The sequence below is a fragment of the Filimonas zeae genome (assembly GCF_014641615.1).
GTDB lineage: Bacteria > Bacteroidota > Bacteroidia > Chitinophagales > Chitinophagaceae > Filimonas > Filimonas zeae.
In genome coordinates, this window is record NZ_BMIB01000003.1 from 1,095,538 (window position 1) to 1,112,372 (window position 16,835).

Annotated in this window: 11 protein-coding genes; 3 read left to right on the forward strand and 8 right to left on the reverse strand. The window is 45.9% G+C overall.

Features of this window, described 5'->3' with window-relative positions:
* Nucleotides 1-4 precede the first annotated feature (4 nt).
* The 3 genes from IEY13_RS17540 to IEY13_RS17550 are packed head-to-tail and all read right to left on the reverse strand — an operon-like array spanning nucleotide 5 to nucleotide 3,516.
* Nucleotides 5-2,104, reverse strand: a complete 2,100-nt coding sequence (locus tag IEY13_RS17540) for a TonB-dependent receptor domain-containing protein (RefSeq protein WP_188954473.1) — start codon at nucleotides 2,102-2,104, stop codon at nucleotides 5-7.
* Nucleotides 2,105-2,107: 3 nt separating this feature from the next.
* Nucleotides 2,108-3,043: a hypothetical protein gene (locus tag IEY13_RS17545; protein WP_188954475.1), complete on the reverse strand. Its 936-nt coding sequence runs from the start codon at nucleotides 3,041-3,043 to the stop codon at nucleotides 2,108-2,110.
* A gap of 2 nt (nucleotides 3,044-3,045) precedes the next feature.
* The gene (locus IEY13_RS17550) at nucleotides 3,046-3,516 is read right to left on the reverse strand and encodes a UCP032817 domain-containing protein (RefSeq protein WP_188954478.1); all 471 of its coding nucleotides are present in this window, start codon (nucleotides 3,514-3,516) and stop codon (nucleotides 3,046-3,048) included.
* A gap of 939 nt (nucleotides 3,517-4,455) precedes the next feature.
* On the opposite strand from IEY13_RS17550, the gene IEY13_RS17555 reads away from it, so the two are divergent.
* Nucleotides 4,456-7,635, forward strand: coding sequence for a glycoside hydrolase family 2 TIM barrel-domain containing protein (locus IEY13_RS17555; protein WP_188954480.1), 3,180 nt, complete (start codon nucleotides 4,456-4,458; stop codon nucleotides 7,633-7,635).
* Between the two features lie 94 nt (nucleotides 7,636-7,729).
* On the opposite strand, the gene IEY13_RS17560 is transcribed toward IEY13_RS17555, so the two are convergent.
* Nucleotides 7,730-8,503, reverse strand: coding sequence for a class I SAM-dependent methyltransferase (locus IEY13_RS17560; protein ID WP_188954482.1), 774 nt, complete (start codon nucleotides 8,501-8,503; stop codon nucleotides 7,730-7,732).
* 127 nt (nucleotides 8,504-8,630) lie between these two features.
* Nucleotides 8,631-8,804: a hypothetical protein gene (locus IEY13_RS17565; protein ID WP_188954485.1), complete on the reverse strand. Its 174-nt coding sequence runs from the start codon at nucleotides 8,802-8,804 to the stop codon at nucleotides 8,631-8,633.
* 104 nt (nucleotides 8,805-8,908) lie between these two features.
* Between IEY13_RS17565 and IEY13_RS17570 the strand changes: the two genes are divergently transcribed.
* Both IEY13_RS17570 and IEY13_RS17575 read left to right on the forward strand, forming a co-directional pair.
* Entirely contained in the window at nucleotides 8,909-9,193 is a 285-nt protein-coding gene (locus tag IEY13_RS17570) for a carboxypeptidase-like regulatory domain-containing protein (RefSeq protein WP_188954487.1), read from the forward strand.
* 118 nt (nucleotides 9,194-9,311) lie between these two features.
* A complete protein-coding gene (locus tag IEY13_RS17575) occupies nucleotides 9,312-9,770 on the forward strand; it encodes a MaoC family dehydratase (RefSeq protein WP_188954489.1) in 459 nt (152 codons plus the stop codon).
* 150 nt (nucleotides 9,771-9,920) lie between these two features.
* Here IEY13_RS17575 and IEY13_RS17580 read toward each other — a convergent pair whose 3' ends face one another.
* The 3 genes from IEY13_RS17580 to IEY13_RS17590 form a co-directional block, all read right to left on the reverse strand.
* Nucleotides 9,921-11,903, reverse strand: coding sequence for a RagB/SusD family nutrient uptake outer membrane protein (locus IEY13_RS17580; protein WP_188954491.1), 1,983 nt, complete (start codon nucleotides 11,901-11,903; stop codon nucleotides 9,921-9,923).
* 12 nt (nucleotides 11,904-11,915) lie between these two features.
* On the reverse strand, nucleotides 11,916-15,146 hold the full coding sequence (locus IEY13_RS17585; RefSeq protein ID WP_188954493.1) for a SusC/RagA family TonB-linked outer membrane protein: 3,231 nt from the start codon (nucleotides 15,144-15,146) through the stop codon (nucleotides 11,916-11,918).
* A gap of 164 nt (nucleotides 15,147-15,310) precedes the next feature.
* Nucleotides 15,311-16,834 (reverse strand): hypothetical protein, encoded by a 1,524-nt coding sequence (locus tag IEY13_RS17590; RefSeq protein WP_188954495.1) that lies wholly within the window; start codon nucleotides 16,832-16,834, stop codon nucleotides 15,311-15,313.
* Nucleotide 16,835: the final 1 nt, after the last annotated feature.

Here is a 16,835-nt window from a genome sequence, read left to right on the forward strand (position 1 = left end):
ATGTTTATGGGATAAATACTTTTAGTTTCAGGTGAATAGAACGCCCCGGCTTTTGCACATTAAAATTGTCGTAAGCCCGGGCATTGGCCAGGTTTTGCATTTCGCAGCTGGCTGTATACCGGTTGTGCAACCACGTATAGCTAAGGCCTGCCTGCTGAATATATTGACCAGGTATGGTTGCTTTTTGATCGGCCCGCCCGTCGTTAGCCCAATAGAGATAAAAACGATGTACGTAAGCGGCGTTATACCAGCAGGTAAGTGTATTGCCCCGCCTGAACAAATGGGGCTGCGTATACTGCAGGCCTGCATTACCCATAAGCCACGGCATATTGGGTAGTTGCAGGTTATAATACCGGTCGTCAGTAGTACCGGAACTGCTGCCACGTGATTTATTAAGAATACGCTGCCAGGTGGCATTACCCGTAAACTGCAGCAATGGCCAGGGCTGCAGGGTACACTCCCCTTCTATTCCGGTAATCTGCGCCTGTAAAAGATTCTGGTATTTGGCAAAAAACTGTGAAGTTCTGAGATAGATAATATCCTGCAAACGGCGGTAAAAACCGGTTACTTCTGCCCGCACATGGCTACGGGTGTATTGGGCACTCAGGTTAAGGTTATGACTTTTTTCCGGCTGTAAACCGGGACTGGCTTTGGTTAACGCATAATCGCCAAATACTTCCAGTTCATCCGGCAAACGCGTAGCATATTCATACGAAAACCTTGCGGCAAGCGAGGGGTTGAATACATGGCGAAAACTTTGCGCTGCCCCCCACTGCCCCATACGGTTAGATGCCGTTTGCAACACAGCATTTTCTACCGTAAAACCGGTGGCTGAATAGTAATACCATTTTATGGCAGTAAGCGAAGTCCACTTCCGCTGCGGGGTATGGCGTTCTGCCGATATACCGGTAACCAGCTTATGCATACGGGTAGGAGAAGTATAGAAATCCTGTCCATAGAACGCAGCCGCCACCGTATCTTCTCCCTTACGATGAAAACTGGTGCCGGTGACATTAAAACTGATACGGGTAAGTGTATCGGGCGTATAAGATAATAACAGGCGCGCCACGCTATTGATGGTGTGCAGTAGCAGGTTATTACGCGAGGAAGATATTTCGCCACCATAGCTGCGCCGGTTTACAACAGTGCCATCCCAGGCATAGGCATTGAAAGAAGTATCTATAAAATGCCCCCTGGTATACCCTGCCCCACCAAACAACTGCACATCTACCCCGGGAAGCACCTGGTATTTGTTGTATTTGAAAAAACTGTTCCATACCTGCTCTGCATAGGTAACTTTTCCGTACGGCTGTGTCATTACCACATTATGCTGTACCTGCTGCCCTATGCCGGAGGCATTAAGGGTAAGGCTTGCAAGGTCGGCCCATTTTTTACCGGTAATACCCAGTTCTACGGCGGTATAGTAATTGCTGAACCGGTCGTGAAAACGTTTTACTTTCTGCTGCACCGGGTTACCAAACTGGTTAGGCACTTCCGCTGTAATGCCATAATTATTCCTGCTGTAATTATAAAACGCAGTGGTGTTAACAAACACATTACGTGGCAAGCGGTAGCGGGCGTTAACCGTAACGCGCTGTGTATGAAAAGAGCTGAGCGCATAGGTTGCTTCCAGGTAATTGCTCAACTGCTGCCGCGTTACTATATTAATGGCGCCGCCCAATGCATCTGCCCCTAAATGCACGGGTACAACTCCTTTATAAATTTCCAGCCGGTCTATCGTATTTACCGGTAATGTATTAAGTGAGGCACCAGCCCCGAAATAAGAGGCAGGAATACCATCAATAAACAACTTTACCTGTTTGCCCGAAATGCCGTTAACAGCAAAATCGGCCCGGCTGCCCAGGCCACCATCCTGGCGGATACGTATGCCCGATGCCTGCCCCAGAATATCTATAGCACCGGAAGGGCGGCTATAGTATTTTTTTGCATCTACCACCGTAACCTGCTGTACAGATTGCCGGAGCGCAGTGGCAGCGCCGGTATGCAATACACGCACTTCCGATAATTCATGCGTTTTCTCTGCCTCCTGCTGGCTTGTTGCATACAGCGGTAATAACAATAATATAAGAATAAGCTTCCGCAATTATCAGGGGTTTAGTTCGTGTAACAATCCGTTTAAAAGCATTTCATCATAGGCATCGCCGTTTATACGTTGCAGGGTATGCCTGGCTGTTAACCCATCCGCCGCATTCCATAACTGCAGGCAAACACCGGTTAAAGTAATAGCCGCATCGCCCTCCCTTGCCATAAGGTAAACAGCGGGTTCGCTGCCCGTATTTTTACTTACACTTATCCACTGCTGGTTGCGTAATACCACCGGCTCGCCCTGTGGTACAAGCGGTATGCAAACACGCTCTTCGTTATACAGCAGAAACGCAGGCATGGAAGCAAAGGAAACAGTATGCTTTGCCCGTGCAGGCAATTCAAAGGCAGTTACATTTTGCGGCAGTAAAGCATGCCCCGGATGATATTGAACCACACGCACCGGAACAGGTTCGGGGCATTGATTCTGCAGCAGTGCGCTGCCTGCACCATCTTCATACACTACATTGCTTACTGTAACAGATTCTACCCAGAAACAATCGTCTGCTGCTGTTTTAGAATATTTCACCTGCCCTTCATTATACAGTTCAGATAACAAAGTGTATTTGCCCAGCGGTGCATCTGCAGGTATAGTATAGGTAAAATAGTAATGCCGGCCGTTTTGTATATGCTGCAATATGTTTACCAGCGTTTCTCTGGAATGTGCACCGCTGAGATAATCTGCCAGTACCAGCAGTGGGGTGTTTTTATTCAGGTAAAGGTTTTTCTGCGTAACCGGGCCCGCTTCTGCAGGTGGCAGCATAACAGGCGGCAGGGCCAGAATATGCTTTTCCATCAGCATAGTTACCGTGCCATCCGGCGCCTGTACGCCTATGCGCACAAAAGGGTAAATATGCCGGCTGGTTAAACCCGATGTATTATAATTCCAGTGAATAGTAACGGTGCTGTTGCGCACAGTACGTTTGGGAAAAATACTCATAGCTAATTACGCCTTAAGCTTTTGATAATGTCTTTACTGAACTGTTGGGGATACTGGCGAAACCACTTGATTACCGTGTCCTGCCCCAGCTTATCGTACACCGTGGCTATAACCACCGACAGCCGCTGGTTAAACTCACTGGCAGCCTGCTCCGGATCGGTTTCGGATTTCAGCCTTTGCTGCACTTTCTCCTGCCTGGATGCTGGCAGATGATGTATATAATGGCCAAAGTAAGTAGCACAGAAATGCTGGTAATCTTTTGTAAACAGTATGAAGTTGTGCCACATTTCATCTACTATTAACAGCTCGTCTGGTATAAACATGCCCTGCTCCCGGCACACAAACAGAAACTTTTTGGTTTCGGTAAATATATCCTCCGCTTCACTATCCGATACGGCGAACATATCGGTAAAGCGGGACAGAATGTTTTCGTTCTGATAGCTCAGTATCTCTTCCAGCAATATCGTTTGCATACAGTTTTTTTTAGAAAAAGGGCAGCGGATAGCCCGCTGCCCCGGATACATTACAGTGTTGATGTGCAGTGACCGCAGTTGCTGCAGTGTGTGCTACCGCCTACTGTTCTTTCTGTAAGGATAGAAGCAATCAAAGCCTCTTTAGAGATGTTTTGCATAAAAATTGTTTTAATGAATGATGCCTACTCTGTTTCCGGTTTTCGGCAACGCCGGTTGTTGCAACAATATTTTGTATAGCAAGGCTACCCCCTATGCCATAAGGATATGTGGAAGTAATAAACACACTGCTACGTTTGCTACTGCCGGCATTAGCACATTGTGTTATGCCCGGCAAACAGACAACTGCACTGTTTTTTTATGTGTACCTGTAATCAGATACACACAACAGCATACAGCCGCCTTACATGCAATGGTGGAAGTAAAATGGAACTGATAAGAAAACGATATTACACAGCAGGTGGCCCCTTGTTAGCGCTGCTGGCTGCCAGCCTGTAAACGCCCGGTGCCGGAGCAGTTAAAAAAAGAAGGGAAAATAATGCAGGCCTTACCGGAGCGGCTATTGAAGCATCATTATGATACACCGCATATTGATGGTCGCAGATGCTGCAATGCCCGTGCCCGGCTTTATGTAAACTATTGCCCTCTTTTTTTTCCTGACTGTTGCACGCCTGGGATTGCGTTGCCGGATGATGGTGCCAGAGACGCACCGGTGTTGCTATAAAGGTATATAGCAACAACAGCAGTATGGCAATTTTCGGGCGATATGAAGGCGTTAGTTTCAAATTTTACATTTGCACTGTTATTGCAAATATAAATTCTTTATTCAAAAGAAAAAATTATTTGCAATTACGTTACAAATAACGTTTGCCAGCTATATTCCGGTTCTTACCGTAATTTAGGGCAAACAATATCTTACAGTTCTAACGATTCCATTTAAGAATGAAAAACCAACTCATCAAAAGTTATTTTCTGTTTGCATTTTCTGCCGGTTTGTTATTGCATACGGCTTATGCCCAGCCCACCACCACGTTGAAAGCAGGCGTTGACTACCCCGCTGAAATTGAGAACCCCGAATTGCTGGGTATAAACAAAGAACGTTATCACGCCACATTAATGCCCTACGCTAACCTGCAGGAAGCACTGGCAGGCAAAAGGCTGGCTTCTTCCTGGTGCCGCAGCCTGAATGGCAAGTGGAAGTTTAACTGGGTACCCAGCCCCGAAAAGCGACCGGTAGATTTTTACAAGGCAGACTACGATGTATCTGCCTGGAAAGAAATACCCGTACCCTCTAACTGGGAAGTACATGGGTATGGTACCCCTTTTTACCGGAACTATGGATACACGGTTAAAAAGGATTATCCCAGGCTGATGAGCGAGCCGGACAAAAGCTATACGGCTTATAAAGAACGTAACCCGGTGGGTTGCTACCGGCGAAATTTTGAAGTACCGGCAGACTGGGATGGCCGCCGCCTGTTTGTAACCTTTGATGGCGTGGACTGTGCCTTTTTTGTATGGATTAACGGCCAGAAGGTTGGTTTTAGCGTAAACAGCAGAAATGCTGCGGAGTTTGATATTACAAAGTATGCCAAAGCCGGCTCTAATACTATTGCGGTGGAAGTATATCAATACAGCTCAGGCACGTGGCTGGAAGATCAGGATATGTGGCGCCTGCATGGCATTTTCCGCAACGTAACCCTCTGGAGCAGTCCGCAGGTGCACATGCGTGACTTTTTTGTAAAACAGAACCTGGATAACAATTATAAAGACGCCACTGTGGAGGTGCTGGTAAACACTAAAAACTACGGCACCGCTACAGGTAAAGACCAGGCCATAACTGCTGTATTGTATAATAAAGAGGGCAGCGTGGTGGCAAAAGGCAATGTAACTTCAAAAGCGTTGCGGGCAGAAGCGGAAGAACAGCTGAGTATACAATTTCCGGTAACCAACCCTGCCAAATGGACGGCTGAAACACCTTATTTATATACGTTGGTATTAACCAGTGCTGAGGGTGAAATTATTTCTACCAAAGTGGGCTTTAGAAAAGTAGAAATTAAAGGACGTGTGTTTACCGTAAACGGTGTGCCCATTAAATTAAAAGGTGTTAACCGCCACGAACACTGGAGCGATGTAGGCCATGCTGTAACGGAAGAACAGATGATACGCGACCTGCAGGTGATAAAGCAGGGCAACTGTAACCATATACGTACCAGCCATTATTGTGATGATCCGCGCTGGTACGAACTGTGCGATGAATGGGGCATATGGCTGGTAGCTGAAGCCAACGTGGAATGCCATGGTTACGACAGGCGTTTTGAAAATGAGCCTACCATTAAAGCAGCTATTGTAGACCGGAACATTGCCAATATTGAAAACTTTAAAAATCACGCTTCTGTAATCATCTGGTCGCTGGGCAATGAATGTGGCTGGGGCGAGAATCCCAATTTTGTAGCGGCTATGAATGCGGTAAAAGCATTGGATGGCAGCCGCCCTGTTCACTACGAACGTTTTGGAACAGGAAAAAACAACCCGGCAGATTTAGATGGCAGAATGTATGGCACTGCACAGGACTATGCAAAAGTGGCGCAGAACCAGGAACTGACAAAGCCTTTTTACATCTGCGAGTTTGTACATGCCATGTTTAACTCTATGGGCTCGCTGGCAGAATACGCTGAAGTGTTTGATAAAAACCCGGAAATACTGGGCGGCGCTATCTGGGAGTTTCAGGATCAGGCATTGCTTAACAACCGCACGCCCGACCATTCTATTCTGGCTTTTGGTGGCGGTTTTGGAGAGGTACCTAACGATCATTACTTTATTCACAAAGGTGTTATATCCTACGACCGTGCCGTGGAAGGCAACCAGGTAAAGCCCCATTATCCGGAAATGAAAAAAGCATTTCAGTGGATAGGCACAGAACTGATTAACCCTTTAAACGGAACCATCCGGATTAAAAACAAATACCAGTTTATAGCACTGGATGATTTTGAAGCTTACTGGAGCCTGACAGAAAACGGGATAGAAATAGCAAAGGGAGATTTTGCCCTGCCCCGTATAGAAGCCCGTAGTGAGCGGAACGTAAACCTTCCCCTGAAGATTGAACAGTTTACGCCCGGCGCTGAGTACTTTTTACGCGTTGCGTATAAACAACGGACTGCTACTACATGGGCTGCAAAAGGTTTTGAAGTGGCTTCGGAGCAGTTTACGCTGCCCGTTAATACCCTGCCGCTGATGCTGGCCAAAACATCGCTGCCGGCAGTAAAAATGAGCCAGACCGGAACACTGGTTACCATAACAGGCAATGGGTTTGCAGTGCAGTTAGATAAAAGAACCGGGTTACTTACGCAGTTGGTAAAAAATGGCACAAACCTGTTAGCGGAAGGCGGTGCCCCTAAAATTTACCTGTCGCGTGCTGCGCATCAGACAGATGATATGTGGGCACACAAAACCTGGAACCGGTTTGGCGTACAAACCCTTACCGATTCGCTGATTAGTTGTAAGGTAGAAGCTGTAGGTACGGGAGCAGTAAAGATAACTTCTGTGATTCGCGCGGCGGGCAAAGAAGGCTTTAATGCGTACCATACAGCTGTTTACCTGGTACAGGGCAATGGTAGCATACAGGTAGAAAACAAAGTACAGTTTACCGGATGGCGCATAAACCTGGCGCGAATTGGTGTAAGGTTTATGTTTGATAAAAAGCTGGATGAAGTACAATATTTTGGACGTGGGCCTTTTGAAAACTATGCAGACAGAAAAGCAGCCGCAGAACTAGGCTTGTATACACTGAATGTGAACCAGCAATATGAATACGAAAAGCCGATGGAAAGAGGCAACCATGAAGAGGTACGCTGGGCAAAGCTAAGCGGCACAGGCAAACCATCGGTATTGCTGCAGGCAGATGAAAACCACATGCAGTTTTCTGCACTGCCGCATACCGATGAGCAAATGTTTCCGGTTGAATATAAAATTGATTTACCCGCAAGCAAAGCCACCGTGTTCTGCCTTTCGGCCAAAACGCTGGGCGTAGGCTCTAACAGTTGCGGGCCAAGGCCGTTAGATGAGTTTCTGGTATGGAGCGATAATACAGCCTTTACTTATACCATTAACTTAAACGGCAAATAGATAGCTGTTAACCGCTTCATTATCATTCAACAACCGTACGCCTGGTTTACGCCAGGCGTACTACTGATATAAGGCCGTTTTAATTATATAACTTTTATAAACCGGGCTGGCCCCAGTACATGAGCGTTTCGTAGTGAATGGTTACTAATCCATTTTCATTATACAGCACAAACAATTTTATCAGCTCAGAAATCATGTCGTCATATTCCTCATGCCCCGGCAATGGTATATATGACTTTGACAGTAACTGCCCCTTCAAGGCTTCAAAATCCAGCTGCTGCTTATTGGCAAATACTTTTGACTCCGGTACGCCGGGTGCAAAAAAAGCACTTATCAGTACGGGATCAATCTGCAAAGGCCCATTATCGCCCAAACGGTATTTACCCCGCAGATCGTTATACTTCTGTTCAAATTCTGTTTTGCGGGTTTCCCGGTTCCAGGCCAGAATTACATGACCATCGGGTTTAAGAATCCGGCGGCACTCCACACGGGCAGCAACAGGGTCAAGCCAATGAAACGTTTGGGCAACTGTAATAAGGTCTGCACTGTTTTCCGCCAGCTTTGTATCTTCTGCGGTAGATTGTATACTCTGAAAAGAAGGATACTTCTTCAGCCTGTCTTCTCCTGCCTTGCGCATTTCCTCATTAGGCTCTATACACACTACACTATATCCATTCTGTAACAAAGGCTCCGCAAACAAACCGGTACCGGATCCTATATCTACAATACCAGATTGCGGCTGCAACGCCATAGCCTGTTCTATATAACGGAATAACTCTTCGGGGTAACCGGGTCTGTATTTAGCATAGTTAGCTGCGCGGTTAGAAAATCTGCTGGCAGCGGAAGCATTATTTATTGGTACAACCATCCCTGTAACTGTTGGTAAACAAATGGCGAAAGTAACTAAAATGCCCCAGGGCAGTAAGGATATACGGCATTTTATGAAAACATTCTCATTGACGATGTTATAGAAGCTACTGCCTTTATCAATGGCTTTAAGGAATAAAATCTTCCTCCAGCCATAAGGTCTTTCTTCGTACAGCCAGCCAGCTACGCCTTTTTCTGGCAGCAATGTATACAAACAGCATCATTAGTATGAATGATATAGCCAGCCAGACTACATAAATTGTTGCCAGCCCGGTAGTTTCAGTATCGGATAATAAGTACATAAGATATTTAACCGGTGTTAAAATTAAACGCTTATATTTACCTACTAATTTACTAGACTTTAATTATTCCTCAAAATATGCCGCTTAAATACTTATACCTACTGATGTTTTCTGTTATGCTGGCTAACACGCAAATACATCCGCAGCATACCAGACGAACCATTACCGGTGTGGTTACCTGCGAAGGTGTACGTTTGGAAGGTGTGCAGATACTGATAAAAGGGAGCGATTATTATTCAGGCACCCAGCAGGATGGTGTATATTATATTCCGGTAACAGCCCCTGATGCCGTATTGGTTTTTAGCCTGGATGGCTACCAGCAGCAGGAAGTCAGCCTTTCCGAAAATGAGAACGAATACAATGTAGCGTTGAAGAAAAAAGGCCTCTAACGGCCGGTTTTTTCGGTAACTATGCCTTATTCGCTGGCTAACCAATTGATATTTAAGGGTCGGAATCTGCCTCGTTTATTCAAATAACACTATCTTGGGCCCCTGGACAATATCAAATATGGTAGTAATCAACAATTTCGAAGAGTATCAGTCGTATGTGGGCAAAGAATTGGGAGTTTCTGACTGGCATACTATAAACCAGGATCAGATCAACAGATTTGCCGATGCAACGCTGGATCACCAGTGGATACACGTAGACGAAGAAAGAGCTGCAAAAGAAGAGCCTTTTAAATCTACCATTGCCCATGGTTATTTAACCCTGTCGTTAATTCCCTACTTGTGGAAGCAGATTGCAGACGTGCGCAATATTAAAATGGAAATTAACTACGGCGTAGAAAATCTGAAGTTTGGCCAGGCAGTTCTGGTAAATAACGAAGTGCAGTTAAAGGCAAAACTTAAGAACATATTGAATCTGCGGGGAACAGTTAAGGTGGTAATTGAAGCAACCCTGATGATAAAAGACCAGAAAAAGCCCGCCTATACCGGCGATGTAATATTCCTGTATCATTTTGCTTAAGATAATAAAAGCCATTCGTATTGGAAGTAATGGGGCAAACACTGCAGCCCCGTTATATACATTCAGGCTACTATCAGCCCGGATAACATTAAACAGCAAAGGCGTCTCCGAATAATCGAAGACGCCTTTGCTGTTTAAAAACATATTATACTAACGCGGCCCCTGCCCTGCCTGTAGCGGCCAGCCGGGGTTTTGATAGATAGGCGAAGTAGTAAGATCAGTATTCCCTGCTGAAACGGTGAAATGCTGGTTAGCAATCGGGCTTAAATAATGCGCCATATGCCATTTCATACCATTATATCCCAATGCATTGTCACGTATTTCGTAGGGGCGCAGATAAACGCTGCGTGCAGGGTCTGAAACCACCGCATCTGCATTACCGGCGCCATATACCAGTTGTGAAGCAGTATACCAGTTTTGCATGGGGCCCCAGAGTTTAAAGCCATCCAGGTGATAGGGAGTGCTGATTAACTGATCCATTGCACGCCAGCGTTTCAGATCCATTAAACGCAGGCCCTCTGCCATAAGCTCGTTTCTGCGTTCGCGCCTGATATTGTACAGTGTTGCATCAATTAAATGGTTGGCAGAATATGCACCCCAATCAAGCGTTTCCTTACTTACATCTGTAGCAGCAATGGTTTGGGCTACATCGGTGCTTACCTGTGCACGGGCACGTATTTTCTGCCAGTAATCGGTAGCAGTGGCATCCAGCGATCCTGTTTTTTCCACAACTGCTTCCATATAATTGAGGTAAGCTTCTGTTGCGCGAAAGGTGATACTGCCGGTAAATGCGCCATTATTCAGTGTTTGTGCCCCATCATAACTCAAACCTTTTCTGATGGCATAACCAGTGGAATATTTATTTTCCACGCTGGACAACCATATTTGCGGTATAGGCTCAACAGCAGTACCATGGGTACCGGCATTAGGATTAAGCAGAATGTTGCGCTGGCCGGGTTGCTTTAAAAACAACACCAGTCTTCCATCTCTTCCCTCTCTTACAGAACCAATGGAATCATCTCCCTTATAATTACTTCCGGCAGCGTATATAGGTAAGCCATTTGCCATAAGAAAGCTTTCTACCATACCACGCGATAAACCTACCGCATAGTTACCCAGCTGCGCATACACGGGCACGTTATGGGTAACCAGGCCGGTGGCATACTGACGCCACAAAAGCACCTCGCTATAGCCAGACATGTTAACAGCACTGAACATGCTGAAGTAAGGGTTTTCGTTACCAGATGATTCTATAATACCTGTATTAGCTACCAATGGTACGGCATCTGCCACTGCTTTTGCAGCAGCCATAGCCTCACCCAGGAAGAATTCAATTTCACCATCTATACTGCCCGATGGAAACTGATAGCTGGCGTTATAGCTCTTATCCTTTCCCGGCCAACCCGGTCCATTGGGTACAAATGCAGTGCCTTTAAAGTATTTTAACCAGGTACCTTCGTACAAGGCCACACGTGATTTAAGTAATTGAGCACACGCTTTGGAAATACGGTTTTTACCGGCAGGTGAAGTGGTTAGTAGCAGATTGATAGCCGAATCCAGATCGGACAATATAAAACGGGCTACTTCTGTTCTGGGTTTTCTTTCACTGGCCGCTATTAACAGGGCTTCGTTATCGGGCAGGGTGGTTTTAAGTATAGGAAAATCGCCCAGCGCCTGTAGCTTACCAAAATATTCATAAGCACGCAGAAAGTACATTTCACCTACGTAGTGGGCTATATTGGCCGGGGTACCGGTAATACTTCCCGCATTCCACTTAGGCAGCACATCCTGGAAAAAATAATTCATCTGGTAGATGTTGTAAAAGTTCCAGTCACCTCCCTCAGCCCCTACCAGCCATTGGCCGGGTACATAACGGGTATCAATAAAAGGCGTAGCCATATTATCCGTATTACCATCTATACCAAACGTACCAAAAGACCAGCCGCCATGAGAAGGCAAAATACCGTACCTGCCAATGGCATAGGCAGCCAGGTGCGATTCATCGTTCAGGTAGTTTTCCGGTATAATCTGAGAAGGGGGTTGCTGCTCCAGCATTTTTCTACAGCCACCTGTAAGCACTACCACTGCTACAAGGCACGCACCTATCGCCACATTTTTTATAATAGAGTACATAGTTAATTAAGTTTAGAAAGTTACACTTATGCCACCTGCAATTGTTTTTTGTAATGGATACACACTGCCATCAGATCCACCATCAATGGTTTCAGGATCAAACATTTTAGCAGTTTTGGTACGCGTAAGCAAATTCTCGCCCGACAGGTATATGCGCAGGTTTTGAATATGCAGTTTATCAAGCAGCGAAGCGGGTAAGCTATATCCTATCTGCAGGTTTTTTAAACGGAGATAGGAAGCATTCTGCAGATAACGTGTTTGTGCCTCGCGGTTTTTAGGACTATTAAAAAGCGCGCGGGGATAATAAGAATTGAGGTTCTGGCCCAGTGGATGATCAGCGTTGGCGCGGAAGTAATCGGTATGTTCCACAAAACCGGTTGACCACCATATCTGATCGGTAGTACCCCAGAAGAAGTAGCTGCCCTGCCAGTAATCGCGCTTCATCACACCCTGAAAAAATGCCCTTACATCAAAGCCTTTCCAGTTAGCACTGGCATCAAAGCCCAGCGTATACCTGGGGGTACTGTTTCCAATTACCCGTAAATCGCCCGGATTAGAAAGGGTGGAATTACCCTTATCTAATTTACCATCTCCATTAACATCTGCATACATAATATCTCCGGCATCCCACTGGCTGCCCAGTACATTCTGCCCACCATTCAGCTTTTGCAGGTGTGCATCCATTTCCGCCTTGCTCTTAGCAATGCCTATGGTAGTTAAACCCCATATCTCACCCAGCTTCTGGCCGGTACGATAAGTACTGAGTGCATTGGTTCTGTTAGCCGGATAAGCATCTACAGTAGTCTGATAATCGGACAACAGGAAACGGAATGAGTATTTAAGGCCGTTTTTCAGATTATCAGACCAGGTAATTTCAGATTCAAAGCCACGGGTAGTGAGATTGGTGTTGTTTGTACTTGGCGTAGCTACCCCCAACGTTGCGGGTAATTGAGGAGCCGGGCCAACCATGTCGATGGTTTTGCGTTGAAACACTTCAAACGAACCACTTAACCGGCTGTTAAACAAACTGAAATCCAACCCTATGTTCAGGGTTTTAATAGTTTCCCAGGTAAGTGTAGAACTTACTAATGCATCGGGCGCTCCGGCAGTGTTAGGACGCTGACCGTTTATTAACCAGCTGCCTGAAGCAGTACCCACCGGCAAGGTTAAATACGTAGGATACCATACATTGGTGTTCTGGTTACCCAGTTCGCCATAAGAAGCCCTGAGCTTTAAGGTATTTATCTCGCTCCAAAGGTTTCTGATAAAAGATTCACGTGCTATGTTCCAGCCAACGGAAACAGATGGGAAAAGCCCCCAGCGTGAATCGGAACGGAACCGGGAAGAACCATCGTACCGCGCATTGGCTTCAAACAGGTACTTACCATCAAAGTCGTAGTTAATACGGCCAAAGAAGCCCTGTATACCCCAGTTCTGATACTGGCCGGAGACTGTGGGTGGCACTGCTACACCTAAAGGGTTTACACCTGAAGTAGTATTAATGGTTGGACTACCTGGCACAATAATGCCCTGGCGGGTAGCACTCAAATCTCTGTATTTGGTAAGCTCAGACTGAAAGCCAGCCATTACTTTACCGTTATGCGCCCCATAACGTTTATTATACTCACTGTAAATGTTGGTATTGTAGTAGTTTTCCTTATAGCCATATTCATATACTTCAGAGTTCTGACCGTACACATATGGGTTGCCATTTACATCATGATTATAAGTACGCTGTGTATTCCAGTTACGGAAATCGGTTCTGGCCCGGTAGTTAAACTCACCAAAGGTTCTCCAGCCTTTAACAGGTTCAAATACCAGTTGCAGCTGCTGATAATTCCAGTCGCGCTGATTTTTATCTACCCCACCTTCTGCCATGCTTAAGGCAGGTGATGGCGAACTGTACAGGAATCCATTCGGATCGTACAGCGGCAAAGTAGGCCATCCCTGACGGCCCAGATCATTATAAAAGCCGTTGGTTAACGCAGCGGGGCGCTGGTAACCTTCAAAAATAAACCGGTTAGTATAGTTTACAGCAACCTCGTCTGAAATTTTACCGTTTATTTTGGCTGTAACACCATACCTATCGTACCAGTCGGTATTAAAACGCATTAATCCATCCTGATGCATATAGTTACCCGAAAGGTAATAGCTGAAGCGATCGTTACCGCCGTTCAGGCTGAGGTTATGCTCCTGCGCAAAGCTATTGCTTTTGTACATGGCCTTATACCAATCTACGTTGGCGTTACCATACGCATATCCATCTGCCCAACGGCTGGGGTTATTGGGGTTGGGTATAATACTTTCTTTTAACGTACCGGCCTGGTAATCTTTAATACGCTGCAACTGCTCCGGACTAAAAAAGGCACTACTGCCGCTGTTTAAATTGGCATCGTTAAAAAACAACGCAAAAGTGTAGGAATCCATTTGTTTGGGCAGTAACAACGGGCCAGCCGAGCGGAGGCTGTTGTTGTAGTTTAAACGGGCCTTACCCTGTTTGCCTTTTTTGGTGGTAATTAATATTACACCAAAAGCCGCCCTTGAACCATATACAGCAGAGGCGGAAGCATCTTTTAACACGGAAATGCTTTCAATATCCTGCGGGTTAATAGCATTCAGCGAACCTTCCATACCATCTACCAGAATAAGCGGACTGGACGATGAGGTACCAATAGTACCTATACCCCGGATATTGATACTGGGGTTACTTTCCAGCGATCCATTGTTCTGAGAAATGTTAAGGCCGGTAACCAAACCCTGCAATGCCTGTGCGGCGTTACGAACCGGACGATCTGCCAGCGCCTTAGCAGTTACCGTACCCACCGAACCAGTCATGTTTACTTTGCGCTGGGTACCAAAACCCACCACCACCACATCTGCCAGGTCTGCCACTACCCGCGAAAGTGAAATGTTGCCCAGGTCTTCTGCATTTACAGCTACCTCTTTATCAACATATCCAACAGAGGAAAAAACAAGCACGGCCCCTTTAGCTGCCTTTATGCTAAACCATCCGGCAGCATTAGTAGTGGCACCGGTACTGGTGTTTTTAATCAGCACAGACACGTCCGGCACACCATTACCGGCAGTATCCAGTACTTTACCGGTTACTACATTTGTTTGGGCATAGGCACCAACACTCAACAACAAAAAAATAAGGAAACAGGTGATTTCAGGCAACAAACGAAGTATAGGCCTCCGGGCTATGGCACTGTATTCCAGGCACACAGGATGTACTCTCTTCATAATTAGCAATTGTTTAAAGTGTTCTGAATTAGTCGCTTGTAAAGTAGGGCGGATACTACTTTGCCGGGAGGGGTGAATTCATCAAAAAAAGGGGGTGAATTAATACCCGTCAGAAAACATTTTAGCCGTAAATCACCTTTGGTGTAGTTTACTGTTATGATCTGTTAAGGATGTACGGTAGCGATATCTGCTTTCAGCAGATGTAAGTCTTCCCCTCTTCCAATTTCGGTAGAAGCTTCTCCCAGCCACCCATTTTCCTGATCTGTTCCGTTATACACCTTTACAAAGTCTATACCCGGCAGATTTACCTTATTGCCATTTTTATCTATAGCCCAGTCAATATCAATACCGGAATTATCATGCCCGTTAGGATAGTTATCTACATATCCATACCGGAAAGCATATAATACGTAGTAGCTACCCTGCTTACTTTCATCAATTGCATTGTTAGCCAGGCGTATACCTTTGTATGTAATAGCGTTATCCTTTACCCATAGCGGGTAATAACTCTGGGCATGAAAAGCATTTTTTATCTTGTACCCCTGCTGGCCCTGATTATCTGCCCAGCTTATGTAGTTGCTGATACGGGTAAAACTATTGACAGGTGCGCTGTCCGGCATTTCCGTTGCCGGGCGATTATATGTCATTTCATAATTACGGAACGTGCGTACATCACTTTTATTGCTAACGGCAGCACTATACCAGGGCTCGCTTTCTGCCGAAAAACTGCCACTGCCTTTTATCTCATACCACTCATCCTCATCGGGCTTACCATTTTTATTCCTATCGTACGCCACCATTACAATTCCCGGCTCACAGCTGCCGCCGAAAGGTGCGTTGGGGCGTGGGTTAGCAGCTGCTCCAAATGCATTTCCCTGAATGCGAAAATCCCGTTTACCGGCAACGTTTACAATAGTGTGGTCAAAACCTACTACCACATAACCACCCCATCCTCCTAACGTAATCATAACCGGATTCTCTCCTGCCAGCTGTTTGTTTACTTTGCCCACCATTGTTTCGTAGGTATCGCCCACATCATACCTGGGCAGCTCGTTTACAAACTGACCGGGCGCAGGCAAATAGTCAAATACTTTTGAAATATACGGCGAAGGAGCCTGTACAGGTTGCCGCACTGTTACCAGCAGCGTATCTGTCAGCTCTGCGGAAGAAACAAGGAGCTGGTAGGCGCCTCTTTCCATAGCAATAAACTGCGCAGTATCTTTACCGGGCCACAACCGGTACAGATGCGATGGTGCAGACAACACTTCCCATTTCACATCATTCTTACCGGCAAACTTTGAAGATGCCTGCAGGGTTAAAACGGCATGCGCTTTTATTTCCCAATTCCGGTACCTGCCGGTGGTAATCTGCACCACTTTCTGAAATACGTTGCCGGAATTATATGCCATGATAATAACACTATGTACGGCGGGATTTACAGGTGCCTGAAAGGTGTATTGTAATGCATTGGCAACCCTTACACCGTTAACCACCCATACGATAGAGTCTACCCTGCTGGCGATAACAGGGGTTAATTGTATAGAGTCCCTCACTACTACGTAATATTCCGCTTCTATGCCTGATATAGCAGGGGCCGCTTCCGGCAGTTCTGCATCTTTTTTTCCACAGCTACTTATTAACAGTACAACAAAGGTTAGAAAACCCGTAAAAATATGTTGATATTTCATT